The sequence below is a fragment of the Pedobacter sp. GQ55 genome (assembly GCF_059758925.1).
Genome location: NZ_JCAXEI010000001.1, coordinates 16952 through 37386, shown reverse-complemented (window position 1 = coordinate 37386; position 20435 = coordinate 16952). Strand labels below are relative to the sequence as shown.

Genomic DNA, 20435 nt, shown 5'->3' with positions numbered 1-20435 from the left:
TGGCAATGCAAGCTAAATACATCTCTTATCAGGAAACTAACGCGTTCTCTTCCACCGTACTAGACTACATCGGAAAAAATGAGAAGCTGAGCCCTTTTTACAAGTATGAACCGGATTTTACTGGTTTTGCAAAGGCTATTGCTGAACGAAATTTTAGTGCCGACAGCGCGATTCTGGTTAGCACTTTACAAAAACAATATTCATCAATTCATCCCTCGCCGCTTGTAAAGGCCAACATTGAGCTGTTAGCCGACAAGAAAACCTTTACTATTACCACGGGCCACCAGTTAAATATATTTACCGGACCTCTATATTTTATCTACAAAATAGTAACGGCAATAAACCTTGCGGCTGATTTGAAACAACAATTTCCTGAGTACAATTTTGTTCCCGTTTATTGGATGGCCACAGAAGATCATGATTTTGAAGAGATCAATCATGTTAAGGTAGAGGACAAAATGATTACCTGGAATAAAGAAGCTGCCGGTGCAACAGGAAGACTGGATACCTCCGATATTGCTGAAGCACTTGCTGCTTATAAAGGATACCTTGGGATAAGCGAAAATGGCATTAAGTTTTCTAAAACAGTTGATCATGCTTATGCTAAAAATAAAAAGTTAAGTGATGCTACCCGCGAACTGGTAGATGCCCTTTTTGGCAAATATGGTTTGGTTTGCGTAGATGCAGATGACCACAATCTTAAAAGTCAGTTTGCCGAAATTATATATAAAGACATTACCGAAGAAAACAGCTTTAAGCATATCAGCAAAACCAATGCTAAGTTGGAAACCCTTGGTTACAAGGCCCAGGTTAACCCGCGAGAGATCAATTTCTTTTATATGATTGATGGCTTAAGGGAACGTATTATTGAAGAAAAAGGCCATTACAAAGTGATGAACTCTTCGATTGATTTCACTAAAGAAGAGCTGCAAAAAGAAATAAATACGTACCCTGAAAGATTTAGCCCTAATGTGGTTATGCGACCTGTATACCAGGAGGTCATTCTCCCTAATATAGCCTATATTGGTGGTGGTGCGGAAGTTACTTACTGGTTGCAGTTAAAAGCAAATTTTGATCATTATAAAATAGATTTCCCTGTGTTGATACTACGTAATTCGGCTATGCTTATTGATAAAAGAAGCGAAGCCAGAATGGAAGTATTGGGGATTAGCCACAGGAATTTATTTAATGAACCAGAAGCGCTAAAGAACGAGTGGGTTAAATCTCACGTCAATCTTCAGTTCGATCTTGATAATGAAGAACGATCGATAAGAGCTGTTTTTGATCAAATAAAGCTTAATGCTTATAAAATAGACAAAAGCCTTTCTCAATCTGCAGATGCCGCAAAAACAAAGGCTTTAAAACTAATCTCTACGCTGGAGAAAAAGATGTTACGAGCCGAAAAGCGAAAGCATGTTACTTCATTCTCTCAAATAGATAATCTTAAAGAAAAACTATTCCCTTCGGGTGTGCTACAGGAAAGGGTACTTAATATTGCACCAATGATTGTACTTTATGGTGATGATTTTATTGATTCATTGATCACCCACTTCAACCCCTTAGACCATCAGTTTACAGTTCTTTTTGCTTAAAAAATCCGATGACCTTTTATACTTTTACAGAAACCAAATTACGCCAGTTTACAGAGAATGTATTTCTAAAAATGGGATGCCCATTAACGGATGCTCAGCTGGCGGCAGATGTATTATTAAAATCTGATTTAAGAGGTATTGATTCGCATGGTGTAGCACGTTTAAGCGGCTATGTTCGCTTATGGGAAAAGCAGCGGATAAATGCGAATCCGGTAATAAAAATTGTTCATGAAACGGCTACAACCGCCACAGTTGATGGCGACGGCGGTTTGGGCCTGGTGGTTGCCCCTTTTGCAATGAAGGTAGCCATTGAAAAAGCACGTATTTATGGCAGTGGATGGGTTGCTGTTAAAAATTCAAATCATTTTGGTATTGCGGGCTATCATTCGTTAATGGCAGTTGAACAGGAAATGATTGGAATTAGCATGACTAATGCAAGCCCGCTTGTTGCACCTACTTATGCCAATGAGCGTTTACTAGGCACTAACCCTATGTGTTATGCTTTTCCGGCAGGTAAATACCCTCCTGTTATAGTTGATATGGCCACTGCCGCAGCGGCAAATGGAAAACTGGAGATTGCGCAAAGAGCGAATCAGCCTATTCCTGAAGGATGGGTACAGGACGCTTCGGGTAATACTTCAACAAATCCGCATCAATTAAAAGAAGGTGGTTCTTTGCTGCCTCTTGGTAGCGACAAAGATCATGGAAGCCATAAAGGTTATGGTTTAAGTGCTACTGTAGATATTTTATCGGCAGTATTGTCTGGTGCAAATTATGGCCCTTGGGTACCACCATTTGTTGCTTTTTTAGAGCCGCCTACCGACCCTGTTGGAGAAGGTATAGGACATTTTCTTGGTGCGATGAGAGTTGATGGTTTTAGGTCGGCACAGGATTTTAAAGATCATCTTGACAATTGGATTGAGCGCTTTAAAAGCGCTAAAACTGTTGATCCGGATAAAAAGGTAATTATTCCGGGTGAACCGGAATTTGCTTATGAGCAAGAGCGCAGAATTAATGGCATTCCGTTAATTGACGTGGTTGTTAATGATTTGAATGAAGTCGCTAAAAAATTGGAAATAGAGGGGCTATAAAGCCCCTTTAAAAGAAAATGCTAATGCCGGTAGATCTTTCTGGATATTTTTTGGCAACCATACCTTTACAGTAGTCCCCTTATTTTCCCATTTTAGCTTCTGAGCGGTTTGAATTAGTTGAACTGCCGTTCCTTTGGCTGGTATGTTTCCATTCCAAACTACATATTCCGGAGTTTTATCTTTAAGGCAGGTTAATGCATATTTGGTTTTGCCGTCTTTACTCTGCGTAAACCAGGTATCACCATCGTGATATTCCTTAGTGATTCTTGTATTATAAATAGCTTTTCCATTTACATTTAGCCATTTACCTATATCTTCAAGTCTGGTTATTGCATCCTGAGGAATGGTTCCGTCTGCTTTTGGACCAACTCCCAGTAATAGACTACCCCCTTTTGCCACTACCTCAATTAAAGTATGGATCACCTGGGTGGCAGATTTATATTGGTCGTTAGGAACAAAGCCCCATGCACCACCTAAGGTCATGCAACTTTCCCATGGATTTGCCAATTGTTTTTTTGGCACGCTTTGTTCAGGTGTTTGATAGTTTTCGTAAGGCCCGTGAACGGTTCTATCCACCATTAGTAATCCTGGCTGCGCTTTACGTGCCATATCCGCAATTGCAGGCATATCAATGTCTTGACTCCATTCGGGAATTTTCATTCCCCATGCAAGTACTTCTTCATTTACAGTTTCTAATGGTCTAACCCATCCACCATCTAACCAAAGAATATCAACTGAACCATAGTTATGCATTAACTCGCTAATCTGGTTAAATGTTTGTTTTTTAAACATGCTCCATCTCCATGGATTTTTCCTGATATCGTAGTTATTGTTTCTATCTGCGGTTGCATATTTTGGCCACCAATAATATTCAGAATGCCAATCGGGTTTTGAAAAGTAAGCACCAATCATGAAGCCCTGTTTGCGAAAAGCATCGAATACGTATTTTGCCACATCTGCTTTAGGATTATCTTTAAATGGTCCGGCAGAGATCTTAAAATCTGATTCTTTAGTATCAAACATATTGAAACCGTCATGATGTTTGGTTGTAAATACCAGGTAACGCATACCCGCATCTTTACCTGCCTTTGCCCATTGGTCCGGATTAAATTTAACGGGGTTAAATTCTTTACTTAAGCCCCAGTACCATTTTTTATAATCTTCGTAATTGCTTGTACTATCTCTTGAGATCCAATCTTCAGAACATATAGACCATGATTCAATAATACCAGGAACGGCATATAGCCCCCAGTGAATAATCATTCCGAATTTTTGATCTTGCCATTTGTCTAGTTTTTGACTTACAAGAGGATCTTTGGGCCATTCGTAAATTGTAGATTGTTGGTGAACACCGTTATCCTGGGCATTTACAGTATTAAAAAAAGCCACTAATAAGGCTACAATTAGGAATCTCTTTCTTTTCATCAGCATATATTTATGATTACAAGGTATTAATTATTTATAGGCAAATGGTCCGCTAAAAAAATTGTCCTGCCTGCAAGTGCAGCCAGGACAATTTTATTCAAATTCACGAACCATCAAAACAAGTACTATGGTTGCCAGAATACTTTGGTCGCTCGGGTATCCTTACTTTGTACAGCTGAATAGTTGGCAGAGTTATTAGATTTTTCTATTGAAGGGTATAATAATCTGTTCGGTGGCAAAGTGTAATTAGCTAATGTCGCTGGGACAAATGTAAGTGCCGGAATACCGGTACGTCTCATTTCTGCCCATGCATGTTGAGCTTGCAATGTTCCGTAATGCAACCATTTCTGCGTACCAATCATTTTCAGCTTATTTGTGGCTGATCCTGTATAAGCAATAGTAGATGTAGTGATGAAGTTATCAATCACCACGTTTGTAGGTTTTTCTTCTTTTTTACCCGAACTGATGCTGTTCAAATAATAGTAAAAAGATACAGACTGACCAACTGCTGTTTCATATGCTGTTTTAGCAACGGCAGTGGATCCCCAGCGTTCCTGGGCTTCAGCTTTCAAGAAATTAACCTCAGATGAAGTCACCACCAAACCGGGTAATGCAGAGTTCATCCAAATTGTGGCTGAATCAAGGATAGAATAGTCCTGATAATTAGCGGATACCTGCGACTCATTAAAGGTAACGGGCATTGCTTTATAAGTAGTATTAGGAACAAATACATTGTCTGTAGTACGGCCGAATTTATCAAAAAGCACTGGAATCCTTGGATCGTTAGACGGGTTCATTACTGTATTCAACATATAATCAGGAGCATAATAGCTTGGACCCTCCCTAAATGCATCTACAAGTGAAGAGGTGAAGGTAGTTAAAGGTCTTAGCAAGATATCACTGGTAAGTGGTGAATAATCTTTGTTGTTGTTACCATCAACCAACGGATAAGTTGTCGGATTATTTAACATTTCCAATACAGCGGGCCTGGCCACAGCTTCATTTTTACTAGAAATCCGCATTAACAAACGAAGTCTTAATGAATTCGCATATCTTCTCCATTTATCGACACTACCGCTGTTCAAGATATCTGCTTTACTAAAATCTGGAGTGGCTGACACTGTAGAGAAGTATGTAGCTGAACTAGCTAGGCCTTCAATAAAAGAGGCATACAATGCTGTCTGATCATCAAACTTCGGAAGTGAGATGGTGTTTGTGGTAGGCAAACTACCAGCTTCTGAAAAAGGAATATCACCGAAGTTATCTACCATCTGTGCAGCCTGATCATATAATAGAACTTTAGCAGCTTCCATGTAGATTTTCTTAGATTCTTTTTCAGCTTCAGGAAGAGCATTATATGTTACTTCCATTGCCCTGTAAATCCCCAATACACCCGGAGAATAAAAATCCTTCCAATAATCGTTAGTGTATCCATCTTGCTGTTGGTACATGCTAGGTGCAGGAGAATAGAAAGAAGTTTGCGTATATACGGATGAATTTAACAGCAGAAATGTACGCAGGTTCCAATAGGAAGGTCTTACTCTGTCGTTATTGATCATATCAGTTAGGAAAGCAGGTAAACTTGCTGTTGTTGAAGACTCTGGATTCAGATATTTTTCTTCTAACGTCTTCTTACATCCGCTGAATATCAAAGCAAACAGGGAAAGAACGACGAATGATTTTATGGTTAAGTTTTTCATTTCTTTTTTATTTATTATGCATTTCTGCTGTTAGAAATTAGCGTTTAGAGAGATACCAAAGCTTCTTGTTGCAGCTGTTGAACCAAAGTCTACACCCTGAGAATACCATTGGTTACCGACTGGAGCCTCCGGATCAAGATTTTCGATAGTTTTCCAGAAGTAGAACAGGTTTCTTCCGATTAATGAGACACGAAGGTTGTTCATACCAATCTTTTTTGAAAACTTATTATCTACAGTATAACCTATTACCGCCTCACGCATTTTGATAAAGCTGTTATCGTATACCATTCCTTTTTCGTTCCAGGCATCATTACCCCAATAGAAAGTATTGATATAATAAGAAGCACCATCCAACTTAACTGTGTTAGGCTGGCCAGTATTTACATTAACTCCTTGAAGGGTTATGCCTGAATCACGATAAGGCAATGTACTTTCGTACAAACCTGCGCTTGTTCCATACTTCAATGGAGGGGAAACTAACTGGCCGCCAAAACGATAATCCACTGTAAAATCTAAGCTAAAGTTTTTGTAAGTGAATGTGTTTGATAAACCACCAACTGCCTTAGGTAAGATATTTCCCACTTTTTGAAAGTGCTCCGCGTTCTTATCCATAATGTAATAACCAGCGTCATTAATCAGGAAGTTTCCGTTAGCATCTGTACTACGTGGATAAACATAGATATTACCTAAAGATTCACCTGGCTTGGCACTAATCCTAACTGAACTCTGGTCAGCTTCGAAGAAAATTAATTCAGGTACATTTCCATTCAGATAATCCAGTTTGGAAGTATTTTTAGAGAAATTCAATCTTGTTTTCCAACTAAAATCAGGCGTCTGGATTGGTGTACCGCTTACTGAAACCTCAAGTCCTTTATTGGAAATTCTACCAACGTTAACCAGTTGGCTGTTCGCACCAGTACTTGGCGCAGTACTTAAGCTCAGGATCTGATCATCGATGTAGTTGGTATAATAACTTACATCAAACCCTACACGATTGTTAACAAACCTCATTTCGGCACCAAATTCAGTCTCATATTTACGTTCAGGCTTCAAAAGAGAGTTACCATAAGCACCTGGTAAGGTTAAAGATGGAACAGATCCATTTACTGTTTGAAGTGGCGTTTGTGTGTACGCTATATTTGATTGATAAATTGGCGCGTCGTTGCCAACAATTCCGTATGAAGCCCTTAGTTTACCAAAACTAATTGCATTTGGCATTTTGAACGCATCGCTAAATACAAAACCCGAGTTCAGGGAAACATACTTGTAGTTGTTATTTTGAGGAGGTAACGACGATGAATACTCAGAACGTCCAGTTGCTTCAAGGAACAAGTAGTTTTTATATGAAATATTAGCAATACCGATGTATGCATATTTCAATAATTCCTGTCTTTTAGTTTTACTACCTATTGAATTGTCAAGAACACCTACAGAATTTGCCAAAGAGAACCAGTTTTCGCTGATTAAACCTTGTTGTGTACCTGCATACTGGTCATTATACTTTTCAGCTCTTGACTGGAAACCTCCCGTTAAGGAGAAATCAAGATCTTTAGATATCTTATCGTTATAAGTTAACAATGCATCACCGTATGTAATGGCATAATTTCCTTTTGAAACACTATAAGAACCAGTGCTGCTACCACCTGAGTTATAAGCGATAGGATACTCGTTATAGCGCCTATCTTCAATCCCTAGTGAAGTAAAGTCATTACCAATTCTACCTCTTAATTTAAGTTTAGGAATGATTGTATAGGTTAATGTAGCACTAGAAAGCAATCTGTTTTCTGTTTCATCATAGCTATTTTTATATTGGCTCCAGAAAAAGTCCATCAAACCTCCAGCGTTGGTATTATAAATAAATGCTTCCGGCCTGTTTGAACCCAGCGTAGAATACTTATAACCTAGGGAGTTATGGTAGGTAGATTTTAACATATCCATATCTTCAGCACGGTTAATGAAACCACTATAAGAAGCTAACACATTACCCATCAATCCCGAACGGTTATGAGTTTTTGTATTCATGTAGTTAACAACGATATCAGCAGTTAAATTTTCTGCAATTTTCACGCTGCTATTGATGTTGAATGTATTGCGTTGTTGTTTGTTTCCTGGAGTAATACCTTTATAATCCATGCGTGTCGCCGAAAAACGATAGTTCAATTTATCAGTTTGGTTGGATATACTTAAGTTTGCATTGGAGTTGTAACCATGATCAAAAATCTCTGCATAGTTATTGTCCTGAGCTGAATATGGTCTTACAACACCATCCCACCATTTTACATCTCTACCATCATATTTAGGTCCAAATTGTGCCCAAGCACTCCACCAAGGACGTTTACCGCCCGGAGCATTTGCATCTGCTTGCCATCCTTCCACATTTCCTGTGCTAGATTGATTGGTTTCCGGATCATAACCCGGTCCGTATATATTCTGCATTTTAGGCAGAAAAGCCGCTCTCTCGATTGACCCGGTATAATTAAAATCAATACCTAAACCGCGGTCTTTAGAGCCTTTCTTGGTAGTAATTACGATTACACCACTTGCCGCATCAGAACCATATAATGCACTTGCACTCGCTCCTTTTAAAATCGTGAACGTCTCAATATCTGCAGGGTTAATATCCAGCATACCATTACCGGAAATACGGTCGTTGTTCCAAATACCCTGACCACCTGGATTACCTAATCCACCATTATTATTAGCACCACCAGAGCCATTTTGTTGATCGTTACGGATTACAACGCCATCTACAACATAAAGTGGCTGACGGTTGAATCCTAAAGAGTTGATACCTCTGATTTGAATGTTTACCGCGCTACTGGCACCTCCAGGGGCAGTTGTCACTTTAACGCCCGCAGCCTTACCATATAAAGCGGAGCCAAAATTGGTATTACCTGACTGTGTAATTTCTTTTGCTGTTACTGTACTAACTGCATAACCCAGGGATTTCGATTCTCTTTTTATACCTAGAGAAGTCACTACCACTTCGTTCAAATTGTTGTCCTGTTCCTCAAGAACAATGTTGATCACAGCGGCAGAACTCACAACAGCTTCTTTCGGTTTATAGCCTATGTAACTAAAAACCAGAACGCTTCCTTCCGCTGCTGATATTGCATACTTACCTGTAGCATCGGTGCTTACACCGCTTTTAGTGCCTTTTACCAGAACGCTGACTGCCGGAATAGCTGTTCCTGTCGCATCCCGAACAGTTCCGGTAACATTTTTTTGTGCGTAAACAGACATTGTTAAGAAGCTTAACAATAGCATGCTTAAACACATTAAGTACATTTTTTTCATGTTTTTGTCTTTAAGTTTAGAATTTAGTTAATTGTTGTTATTTGATTAGTTGTCAGGATGTTTCTTATATATTAATTGAAATTGCAATTCTCAATCACCAGGGTTGCTGCTCCTAAAAGTCCCGAATTCAAAGCCACATCAGACACTTGAATATCAGTTTGCTCAGCAAGTCTTGGGATGCAAAATTCATTTATCGCTTGTTGTATCGGGGCCATTAAAATTTTACCGGCTATTGCGCCTCTCCCACTCAAAACAATAAGTTTTGGATTTAGAATATGGATCAGGGTAGACATTCCCTTACCAATTAAAAATGCCGCATCGGAAAGTATTGATACCGCTAATGGGTCCCCGGCTTTTGCTGCCGCCAAAAAATGATCGCCAGGCAACTTACTTTCATCCTTAAATAAGTGTTCTAAACTGGAACTGACACCGGCTCGTAATTCTGATTTTGCTCTTTCAACCTGCACCAGTAGTGAGGTATCTACTTCAAGGCATCCTCTTTTACCGCAAGAACATAATTTATTACTTTGGGATAAAGGGATATGGCTAAATTCACCTGCATAGCCACTATGTCCTCTAAAAAGGCTTCCATTAATAATCATACCCAAACCTATACCCCATCCCACATTCACCACCAGGATCTCTTTTAGTCCTTTCCCAGCACCAAATTTTAATTCTGCAAGGGCAATCAGACTGGAATCATTCCCAACAGAAACCATCACACCCAGTTCTTTGGTTAAATATTTTTTTAAGTTCAGGTCTCCCTTAATTTTGAAGAAGGTATGACTTACACCCAACTCACTATTTACAAATCCGGGCATCCCTATACCTACCCCTAATATTTGGTCAAGAGGTATTTCAGAACGAGAAATATAATCCTTTAGGAATTCAGCAAGCGTCTTGATCAAAGAAGGATCCTCTGTAAGTACAAGCCTCTTTATTTCAGATTTCGTTTTAATTTCATTTAACAGGTCATAGATTACTACCTCAGTAACCAACTGGTCGACTGCTACTGCTACTATATATCTTTGTTTTTGTTTGTTTAAAAGAAAAGTAAGCGCTCTTCTTCCTCCAGTAGAGGGTGCAAGTCCATGCTCTAACACATAACCTTCACCAACTAAATCATTAACGGTACTAGTTACCAACGGCAAGCTTTTATGGGTTAGCTTACTCAATTCGGTCAGCGTAAGCATTTTATTATAATATAAATGCTTAATAACATCCTTCCGTAATTGATGGTATTTCTTAATAGTAGCCGTCATCCCTTTGTCATTAGTAAATCAAACTTAAAAATATTACATTGAAAAACATAATACTTTTTAAATTATTTTTCAACTTACCTTGTATTATATAAATAATTAACAAAAGAACGGCGTGATTTCAAATACTAAATAAAAAGAAAAGGAAATTGAATAATTATTTTAATAAAAAAAGCGGGATGTAGTCACACTACATCCCGCTTTACTATTTTTATATGTTAGCCCTTAATTTATCCCTCTTAGTAGCCTATTCCATCTTATTTTATTAAAGAATGATCCATTTGTATTATAGCTCATCCAAATAAATAATGCTTTTCCTACAATATGATCTTCAGGCACAAATCCCCAGTAACGAGAATCTAATGAGTTGTGTCGGTTATCTCCCATCATCCAGTAGTAGTCCATTTTAAAAGTATAACTGGTTGCAGGTTTACCATTAATCAACCAGCCATTGCCAGCTTTCTCTAACTTGTTACCCTCATAAATCCTGATACTTCTCTCATAAAGAGGCATTGATGCGCTATCCAGTTGAACGGTCATTCCCTTTTTAGGAATAAGAATGGGACCAAAATTATCAGCATTCCAATCTCTTTTTGAATCAAAAGGAAAAACATCTTTCTCCTGATAACCCTCTGGCTGGGTCACCTCTTTCACAGATTGCACAAAATCCAGTTTACTAACCTTATCCATCATTGGCTCTGTGCCTGTAAAACTATAAGTATTGGGAGATGACTGATTAATATCTTCTGATATGTTAAATCCAAGATCCTCAAAAACAGAGAAATTAATATCGGCTGTTTTAAATGTAACTGCATAGCTCATCTGGCCAGTGCTCTTCAGTTTCTCTGGTTTACCATTTACAGAAACAAGACCATTTTTCATACTAATTATATCACCGGCAATACCGATGCACCTTTTAATATAATTCTCTCTCTTATCAACAGGCCTGCTTACAACAGTGTAGTGTTTATTAATTGCATCCCAGCCTTCTGATCTCACCATTTTATAGTAATCAACATCCTGAATCTCCAGGGCTACGGTATCACCCTGAGGATAGTTAAATACCACTACGTCATTTCTTTTGATCTCAGACAAGCCTGGCAATCTACGGTACTTCCATTGCACGCCGTCCCAATAAGCTTTAGTACCGGTTAAAGGCATTGTATGATGAGCAAAAGGGAACGCAACAGGCGTCATTGGCACACGAGGACCATAATTAACCTTACTAACGAATAAGAAATCACCTATTAGTAATGATCTTTCCATAGAGCCTGTAGGGATAGTATATGCTTCTATAAAAAATACCCTGATTATCGTAGCAGCAATTACTGCAAACAAAATAGCATCAACCCATTCTCGGCTTCTGGATTTTTTCTTTTTTGGCTTAGTGTCCTTATTCTCCTTTTGCCAGAATTTCCAATTCATATTTCTTTATAATTTAAAATTAAATATATCAGCTATATTATAAAAGCCCTGCTTCTTTTCAAGCCATTCCGCAGCTACTATTGCACCTAATGCAAAGCCAGAACGATTATGAGCAGTGTGTTTAAATTCTATCTCATCCACCTCAGAGCTATACACCACTGTATGTGTACCTGGTATATTCTCTATTCTATGCGATTCGATCAGCAGTTGTTCTTTCTTTAATACATCATCGAACTGTGTACCTACAAGTTCATTTACCCATTCACGTTTTCTATCAACATTCTCTATAATGCCTTCGGCAATAGTCATAGCTGTACCACTTGGTGAATCTAGTTTCTGCGTATGATGTATTTCCTCTACCTGAACCTCATAAGCAGGGAAGTCGTTCATTAACTTCGCCAATACCTTATTCATGTGAAAGAAGATATTAACCCCAATGCTAAAGTTTGACCCATAAAGGAGTGCATTGTTACGTGTAAGGCACTCATTTTTTACTTCCTGCAATTGGCCATACCATCCAGTGGTACCTACCACAACAGGTACATTTGCATCAAAACAAGTATAAATATTATTTATTGCGGCATCAGGAGCACTAAAATCGATAGCTACATCGGCCTTTCGCAGATTAGCAACCGTTAAGTCATCAAGGTTATCAATGCTGATTTTTAAAACGACCTCATGTCCTCTTTCTAAAGCAAAACGTTCAATAATCTGACCCATTTTACCATAGCCTAGTAATGCTATTTTCATTGGTTATATTCTTTTATTTGTTACGAACCAGACTTAAACCTAAGGCCGCCTCATCTAATTTTTTGCTAAAGGTATTAAAAGCCCCCATATACGAGCTCAAACTTGCGTAAAATATACTATAATCTGATGGTAAGCTTTATCCCGGGCGTTACATTATTAAAACCATACATTGTATCAGTGTTGATTAAACCGGGAGAAATTTTCATTCCTATATCGTCTACATTAAAATATTTTAGACGAGCATCTATATAAGCCTCAACTACATTCAGGAGATACAATCCTACGTATGAGAAAATAATTACCTCTTTATTTCTTCTGAAAAGGTCTTTTGCAGTAATTAACCCGGCCTCATCCATATTGTTATACGGAAAACCGTCGGTTTTCTGTCCGCCATTCAATCTCCGAGCAACAATCTCATCATAAAAAAGCTTGTAATTCTTACTATTGTCTATAAATGAAATGGTGAGAAGCGTTATCCCTGTATAAAGACCTGCAACCTTTGCGAGCCTATAAACAGTAACACCATTTCTGATTTGCCCAAGTCCGGGAACCATAAGTGAACTAAGGGCTGCCCTTCTACCTGCAATCTTACCAAGATTTACGTAGGCTGGTTTTTTAAGTGTGTCTACTTTTTGAGCTTTTATGGGTTCTACCACCGGTTTTGGTTGAATAACCAGAGTATCCTTTTTAACAACAGGAGTTTCCTGGGCACGAGCTAACGCTGTCACAAAAAGAAACAAAACCGATAGCAGCAGACTTTTGTACATTACCAATCTAATAATTCCAGAATACGGCTTAGGTCATCCTCAGACATAAATGGGATTTCAATAGCCCCTTTCCCATTTTCGCCGACTTTGAGCTTAACTTTAGTGGCGAATTTAGATGCCAGATCTCTCTGTAGTTTTTGATACTCAAATGAAACACCAACAGGCTGCTTACTTGATTTCGCTTTTACCTGAACGCTATTTATGCTTCTTACTAGCTCTTCAACCTTACGCACAGATAACCCTTTATCAATGATTTCATCATGAATAAAAAGCTGTTTTTCTGCTTGCTCAACATTTATTAGCGCGCGTGCATGCCCCATAGAAATCTTTTGATCTCTAATAGAAACTTGTATTGCCGGAGGCAATTTTAATAAGCGAAGATAATTGGTTACCGTGGTGCGGTTTTTACCAACTCTTTCACCTAATTGTTCTTGTTTCAGATTACATTCATCTATCATTTGCTGAAAGCTCAGTGCAATCTCAATTGCATTAAGATTTTCGCGCTGAATATTCTCAATAAGAGCCATTTCCAGCATTTGCTGATCATTGGCACTACGGATATAAGCAGGTATTTCGGTTAGGCCTGCTAACTTAGAAGCCCGCAATCTTCTCTCTCCAGAGATCAACTGATATTTACCTCCAGGCTGTTTCCTTACCGTAATTGGCTGTATTAAACCTTGGATCCTGATAGATTCAGAAAGCTCATTTAAAGCAACCTGATCAAATTCAGTACGAGGCTGATATGGGTTAGTTTCAACATCTTTAATATTGATATGTCCAATATTGTTGTTGTTACCGCCCTCTTGTTTTGTTTCGCTTACCGGGTTCACCCCGTTCTTTGGCGGGTTTACAGCATCTGAGTCATCCAAAAGCGCACTTAACCCTTTACCTAAACCTGTTTTTCGCTGAAAAGATGTCATTAAAAATATTTTTAAATAATTGCTGTAGTTGTATTCTGTACTTCCTTAACCATTCCGTTTTTATGAACAATTTCACGGGCAAGGTTCAGGTAGTTAATTGCCCCTTTACAAGTGGCATCATGCATAATTACAGATATACCATAACTTGGGGCTTCACTTAGACGCGTATTACGCTGAATAATCGTGTCAAAAACCAACTCCTGGAAATGGGTCTTAACCTCTTCTACAACCTGATTCGACAGCCTTAAACGCACATCATACATTGTTAGTAGAATTCCTTCAATTTCCAACTCAGGATTTAAACGGTTTTGAACTATTTTAATTGTGTTCAAAAGTTTCCCTAACCCTTCAAGTGCAAAATATTCACATTGTACAGGGATAATTACTGAATCAGCAGCGGTAAGCGCATTAATGGTAATTAAACCTAAAGATGGTGAGCAGTCTACAATAATAAAATCATACTGGTCTTTCACTTTTTCAAGAACAGCTTTCATCTTATATTCCCTGTTGTTCAGGTTTATCATTTCAATCTCTGCACCCACCAAATCGATATGCGCAGGAAGCAGATCAAGATTAGGCGTTTCTGTTTTCTGAATGGCGTCTACTGCATCAATATCATTAATGATACACTCGTAAATGCTATTTTTGATGCTTCTTGGGTCAAAACCAATACCAGAGGTAGAATTGGCCTGAGGATCAGCATCAACTAATAATGTTCTATATTCTAGTACGGCTAAACTTGCGGCTAAGTTAATTGATGAAGTAGTTTTCCCTACGCCACCTTTCTGATTTGCCAATGCAATAATTTTACTCATCTATCTTATTAATAATTACAATTATTCTCTAACGGCTTGTATTTACTCGACGTAAATCTATAAAAAATGCTATTTTTGTGTTTATTTAGGCATATTTTAACGAATAGCTAAGATACAAACTAAATGGCAAAATTAGTATTAAAGCCTTAAGTGTTTTAAACATCTTATTAACAATTTATACATGGTAACCATCATATCCGGAACCAACAGACCTGAAAGTAATACGCTAAAAGTCGCTAAATATTATCAGAAAACACTGGCTTTAAAAGGCTTAGAATCTGCCATCTTCAATCTTGAAGATTTACCCGATAACCTTATTGCATCCGATTTGTATGGGCAACGGAGCCCTGAATTCCAGGCTATTCAGGAAATGGTAACCCAAACTACTAAGTTTCTTTTCATCATACCAGAATACAACGGAAGTTTCCCCGGAGTATTAAAAGTCTTTATCGATGCGTGCAATTTTCCCGAAAGCTTTTATGATAAGAAAGCAGCACTTGTAGGCATATCATCAGGCAAATATGGAAACATCCGCGGTGTTGATCATTTTGGTGGCGTATGCAGTTACCTGCACCTAAATGTGCTACCCCTTAGGCTGCATATTGCAACCATTAAAGCCGAATTAAATGAGCAGGGCGATTTCTTTAAAGAGGACACACTTAAATTTACTGACCAGCAGATAAATAAATTTATTGCGTTTTAAAACTCATCCAGGTTTTACCTTCATTTCCAAAAACAAAGTATCCCGGATATAGCATTTCCGCCAGATCTTCTAATGCGTTTACTGCCACATCTGCCTCATTTGCCACTGCCGCCTCATCATCCCAAAGATATACCCTATCGTACTCAACAGAAGGCCAGTCCTTATCCAACAATGAGGGAACCACCCCCATTAATTGCAACATACTGGTACTTTTTTCATAATAAATAACAACTCTGGCAGTGTGAACATCATCTTGCAAAACCCCACCGGCTTCAGCAATAAGATCTTTCAAATCCTCACTAAGATTGTTTTCAGTATCAAGACAAGCCACTGCAACTTTGTCCATAAACTTAATTTTATGCTGAATTATATCTACCCGTTCCTGAAAATTCTCACGTAATTGTTCATCCCCAACTCTATTTATAACCGCATTTAAAAAAGACATATTGATTTATTTATTACTTTGTGCAAAATTAGTATTCCTAAACTGATGCATCGTATTATAATAAATATTTTTTGCGTACTCCTTCTTCTTATTGCTTTTTCATGCAATAGCTCTTCGTCCAATAAGGATAAAAAAGTATTCAGCATGAACCTTGATCAGAATTTAACCTCTCTGGATCCCGCTTTTGCCCGCAATCAAAATGCTTTATGGATGATTAACCAGGTGTTTAACGGATTGGTACAGGTTGATAGCAACCTCAACATCATGCCCTGCATCGCAAAAACCTGGCAAATAGCTACAGATGGACTAACATACACCTTTAACCTCCGCAACGATGTGTATTTTCACAACGACCCCATTTTTCCTAACGGAAAAGGCAGAAAAGCCACAGCTGCTGATTTTGTTTACAGCTTTTACCGCCTGATAGACCCTAAAGTTGCATCATCTGGAGGTTGGATATTTAGCGACAAGGTAAAAGACATCAACAATTTTATAGCAATAAACGACAGTACCTTTCAGGTTAAACTCATAAAGCCATTCCCCGCTTTTATGAAATTACTTACAACTCAATATTGCTCTGTTGTACCAAAAGAGATTGTAGATCACTATGGCAAAGATTTTCGAAGCCACCCTATTGGAACAGGGCCCTTTAAATTTAAATATTGGAAAGAAGATGAAATACTGGTATTACTCAAAAATGAAAATTACTGGGAAAAAATAGGCAATACCAAATTACCTTATCTGGATGCAGTAAAGGTTTCCTTCATCACAGATAAGCAAAGTGCATTCATGAATTTCCTTAAAAAGGATCTCGACTTTTTTGATAAGGTGGATGGAAGTTATCGTGATGACATATTAACAAAAAGCGGAAAAATGACCGCAAAATATAAAGGTAAATTCAACCTTAAAAAAAGCCCCTATCTTTGCACGGAATATGTAGGCATACTTGTCGACACCAATATAGCCATCGCCAAACGCTCTCCATTAAAATATAAAAAAGTAAGGCAGGCCATAAATTACGCCATTGATAAACCCAAGCTAATTAAATATTTACGTAACAGTATAGGCATACCCGCAAATTCAGGTTTCATTCCTCAGGGTATGCCGGGGTTCGATAGCACAGCAGTGAAGGGGTATCATTATAAACCTGAAAAAGCTGCAGCGCTGTTAGCAGAAGCCGGCTTCCCAAATGGCAAGGGAATGCCCCAAGTTACCCTCAGCACTTCTACCACTTATAAAGATCTTATAGAATTTATACAAGGTGAATTGGCAGCAGTCGGCATTAAAGTAAAAGTAGATGTGAGCCCCAATGCAAGCTTAAGAGACTTGATGTCTAAAAATGAAGTGAATTTTTTTAGGGGTTCCTGGATAGCCGATTATCCCGATGGCGAGAATTACCTTGCCATGTTTTATTCTAAAAACAAAGTTCCTAACGGCCCAAATTACACCGCTTACTACAATAACGATTTTGACAGGCTATTTGAACAAAGTTACTATGTTAGCGATAATGCGAAACGCTATCTTCTTTATCAAAAAATGGATCAAATGGTAATTGATTATGCCAACATAGTTCCCATTTATTATGATCAATCAGTGATCATGACTCAAAATAATATTACTGGCTATAGCATGAATCCACAAAATCTGATGATTCTTAAAACGGTTAAAAAGGATTGAGGTAATGGCAGTCAGTCCTACTATCGCCACCTTCGTCATCACCTTTGGTTAACCAAAGGTGATGACTACAGCTTTAGAGAATCTTTAATTGGCAATATTACTATTGCACACCACCGCCCATTCCGCCTTGCTCTTCTTTCTTCAAGTCGTCATTTTTAATAGATTTCTTTTGAGTAAACTTAAGCTTACCGAAGTTATAACTAAAGTTCAAACCAAATGAACGCAATGGATAATGGATATCGGTATTCTGTGTTGACGTTGCTGTATTATTTACAGTCTTAATATTCAAGTCCCTGCTAAACGGATTCAATACATTTAAACCAATAGTTGCCTTTTTATTAAGAATCTCTTTTTTCACCGCACCACCATAAAAATACATGGCATCCGTTTTTCCCTGAAATGTCCTTCTTGGCGAGTTAATCACACCCCAAAGTTCAGTACTCCAACCACCTGTCAAAGCATATGCTGATCTGGCAAAAGCAGTATAATTAACAAAAGTTCCGGTATTTATATTATTGTTTGCATTGCTAACATCATATGTATTCATTCCAAAGTTGGCCATTAAAGTCCATTTTGGTTTAGGGTTATATGAACCAAATACGTTAAAACCATAAGATTGACTGGTACCTACGTTTGTATACGATGTTAAGTTCTTATTTACACCATCTTCTACAATTGGGCTGATAAAACTTTCAATCACATTTTTTGTATTGCGGTAAAATACCGAGGCATTAATTACAGACCCTTTAATATAGGTTGAATATCCCAGTTCAATGTTATCACTCAACTCTGGCGACAATTCCGGGTTACCTTGCATCGGATTATAAATATCACTTTCATTTCTAAAAGGATTTAGATAAAACAAACTTGGTCTCTGTATCCTGCGGTTATAACTCACTTTGACAGTCGTCATTCCTTTTAAAGTTTGCGACAAAACTACACTTGGAAACAAGTTAAAATAGTCGTTTTTAAACGGTAAAATATTACCAGCCAGTCCATCAATTTTAGTATACTCAGCTCTTAAACCCGCTTTGGCAGTAATTTTCTTAGACAATTTAAAACCAAGTACCCCATAAGCAGAACCTACATTCTGATCGTAATCAAAATCCTGAGCATTCTGATCATAGTCACTTATAATATTTCTAAAAATCCCTTTCAACCCAGTTTCAAGTGTGGTTGTTTTACTAAAAGGATAAGTATAATCAGTTTGCAACGTGTACTCATTATTTTTACCGGTATTGCCTCCAATTAAAGTAAAATCAGGAATACCCTCACTTACAAACCTGTTTGTAAAATCACTGGTGTTTCTTCCTCTAGAAAGCTGTGCAGAAACGCTCAGTTCTTCACCCTCTTTTTTGCTTGTTTTCCTGTAATCTACGTTCCAGTCCATGTTATTGAAGCCCATATCCATATCTCGTATATTCTGAGAAAAGACATTATTGGTCAATATATCTGAGCTTCCAGGTCCTCCGTTAGAGAATCTGTTAAATTTAACTGTAGAACTAATGTTGTGGTAACTGTTAAAATCATAATCCAGTCCGGCACTCCCGTTGTAACCAACTCTTGACCATTTGGAAAAACCATTCTGTGAAACTGTATTTGTAACCCCATCTACAACAGAACTGTTAAATACAACAACCTTCGAATTCTGCGGATAAGCATGATTTACACCTAAATTACCCGTTAACGATAAACGGCCTGTTTTAGCATTTAAATTAAACGCACCATTATTTGAGCGTGTACCGGCCGATGTATTTATACTTCCACTAACACCTTCAGCAGTTTTCTTTTTGGTTATGATATTGATAATCCCACCAGAGCCTTCAGCATCGTATTTTGCAGAAGGACTTGTAATTACTTCCACACTTTTGATCTGCTCCGCAGGAATCATTTTCAACGCATCAGCGACACTGTTTGCCATTGTTCCCGAAGGTTTTCCATTAATCAAAACACGAACTGAACTTCCACGTAGCTGCACATTTCCATTGATGTCAACAGAAAGCATAGGCACTTTACGCATTACATCAGTGGCATCTCCACCAGCATTGGTAATGTCGGCCTCAGCATTATAAACCAATTTATCAACCTTATTCTCAATCAAAGATTTTTCTCCTACAATTGCCACTTCTTTAAGGTTACTTTCCGTTGGGCTTACATAGATAGTGCCTGCATTTAAATCAGGTTTTTCCGGACTGGTTTTAACCGGTATTGATTTTGTTTTATATCCCATAAACCCAATAGAAAGCTTATACTGATCAGGAGCGACGTTTTGTAAAACCACTTTACCTTTCTCATCAGTTACCCCTCCATTTACAGATTTATTATCAGCTGTTTTTATTAATGATACTGTTGCGTAGTCAATAGGCTTTTTTGTAAGCGAGTCTAAGATCAATGCTGTAATACGTCCAGTCACTTTAGGTTTTTGTGGTGCCCCACCTAAAGAAAACTGCGCATTAGCATTCAGCATTAAGCCCACTCCCGCAAATAATAGTATAATTCGTTTCATAAAAATTTTATTTCTTCAATTAGTCTGCGCAAAATCGGTTTTGTTACACTTTCAATCAATAGA

Annotated in this window: 15 protein-coding genes; 4 read left to right on the top strand and 11 right to left on the bottom strand. The window is 38.0% G+C overall.

Annotated elements, in window-relative coordinates; translation table 11 throughout:
• The first annotated feature begins 5 nt into the window (after nucleotides 1–5).
• On the top strand, nucleotides 6–1592 hold the full coding sequence (gene bshC, locus AC6CH7_RS00140) for a bacillithiol biosynthesis cysteine-adding enzyme BshC (RefSeq protein WP_498260739.1): 1587 nt from the start codon (nucleotides 6–8) through the stop codon (nucleotides 1590–1592).
• Nucleotides 1593–1600: 8 nt separating this feature from the next.
• Nucleotides 1601–2683: an Ldh family oxidoreductase gene (locus AC6CH7_RS00135; protein WP_498260738.1), complete on the top strand. Its 1083-nt coding sequence runs from the start codon at nucleotides 1601–1603 to the stop codon at nucleotides 2681–2683.
• Here AC6CH7_RS00135 and AC6CH7_RS00130 read toward each other — a convergent pair.
• The 9 genes from AC6CH7_RS00130 to AC6CH7_RS00090 form a co-directional block, all read right to left on the bottom strand.
• Nucleotides 2678–4108, bottom strand: coding sequence for an alpha-L-fucosidase (locus AC6CH7_RS00130; RefSeq protein ID WP_498260737.1), 1431 nt, complete (start codon nucleotides 4106–4108; stop codon nucleotides 2678–2680). The two genes, AC6CH7_RS00135 and AC6CH7_RS00130, sit on opposite strands and share 6 nt — an antisense overlap.
• 125 nt (nucleotides 4109–4233) lie before the next feature.
• Complete coding sequence (locus AC6CH7_RS00125) at nucleotides 4234–5808, bottom strand: SusD/RagB family nutrient-binding outer membrane lipoprotein (protein WP_498260736.1); 1575 nt, start codon at nucleotides 5806–5808, stop codon at nucleotides 4234–4236.
• 30 nt (nucleotides 5809–5838) lie between these two features.
• Nucleotides 5839–9105, bottom strand: a complete 3267-nt coding sequence (locus tag AC6CH7_RS00120) for a SusC/RagA family TonB-linked outer membrane protein (protein WP_498260735.1) — start codon at nucleotides 9103–9105, stop codon at nucleotides 5839–5841.
• Nucleotides 9106–9176: 71 nt separating this feature from the next.
• Nucleotides 9177–10367, bottom strand: a complete 1191-nt coding sequence (locus AC6CH7_RS00115; RefSeq protein WP_498260734.1) for an ROK family protein — start codon at nucleotides 10365–10367, stop codon at nucleotides 9177–9179.
• Between the two features lie 222 nt (nucleotides 10368–10589).
• Entirely contained in the window at nucleotides 10590–11789 is a 1200-nt protein-coding gene (gene lepB / locus AC6CH7_RS00110; RefSeq protein WP_498260733.1) for a signal peptidase I, read from the bottom strand.
• 6 nt (nucleotides 11790–11795) lie between these two features.
• Complete coding sequence (gene dapB, locus AC6CH7_RS00105) at nucleotides 11796–12539, bottom strand: 4-hydroxy-tetrahydrodipicolinate reductase (RefSeq protein ID WP_498260732.1); 744 nt, start codon at nucleotides 12537–12539, stop codon at nucleotides 11796–11798.
• 116 nt (nucleotides 12540–12655) lie between these two features.
• Entirely contained in the window at nucleotides 12656–13306 is a 651-nt protein-coding gene (locus AC6CH7_RS00100) for a DUF5683 domain-containing protein (RefSeq protein WP_498260731.1), read from the bottom strand.
• Nucleotides 13306–14226 (bottom strand): ParB/RepB/Spo0J family partition protein, encoded by a 921-nt coding sequence (locus tag AC6CH7_RS00095; protein ID WP_498260730.1) that lies wholly within the window; start codon nucleotides 14224–14226, stop codon nucleotides 13306–13308. Before AC6CH7_RS00095 ends, AC6CH7_RS00100 begins: the two co-directional genes overlap by 1 nt.
• Before the next feature lie 11 nt (nucleotides 14227–14237).
• Nucleotides 14238–15041, bottom strand: coding sequence for a ParA family protein (locus tag AC6CH7_RS00090; RefSeq protein WP_048906375.1), 804 nt, complete (start codon nucleotides 15039–15041; stop codon nucleotides 14238–14240).
• A gap of 181 nt (nucleotides 15042–15222) precedes the next feature.
• Between AC6CH7_RS00090 and AC6CH7_RS00085 the strand changes: the two genes are divergently transcribed.
• Nucleotides 15223–15744 (top strand): NADPH-dependent FMN reductase, encoded by a 522-nt coding sequence (locus AC6CH7_RS00085; protein ID WP_498260729.1) that lies wholly within the window; start codon nucleotides 15223–15225, stop codon nucleotides 15742–15744.
• Here AC6CH7_RS00085 and AC6CH7_RS00080 read toward each other — a convergent pair.
• A complete protein-coding gene (locus tag AC6CH7_RS00080) occupies nucleotides 15731–16189 on the bottom strand; it encodes a hypothetical protein (RefSeq protein WP_498260728.1) in 459 nt (152 codons plus the stop codon). The genes AC6CH7_RS00085 and AC6CH7_RS00080 overlap by 14 nt on opposite strands.
• Nucleotides 16190–16333: 144 nt before the next feature.
• Between AC6CH7_RS00080 and AC6CH7_RS00075 the strand changes: the two genes are divergently transcribed.
• The gene (locus AC6CH7_RS00075) at nucleotides 16334–17866 is read left to right on the top strand and encodes an ABC transporter substrate-binding protein (RefSeq protein ID WP_498260727.1); all 1533 of its coding nucleotides are present in this window, start codon (nucleotides 16334–16336) and stop codon (nucleotides 17864–17866) included.
• A gap of 100 nt (nucleotides 17867–17966) precedes the next feature.
• On the opposite strand, the gene AC6CH7_RS00070 is transcribed toward AC6CH7_RS00075, so the two are convergent.
• Nucleotides 17967–20372, bottom strand: a complete 2406-nt coding sequence (locus AC6CH7_RS00070) for a TonB-dependent receptor (protein WP_498260726.1) — start codon at nucleotides 20370–20372, stop codon at nucleotides 17967–17969.
• Nucleotides 20373–20435: the final 63 nt, after the last annotated feature.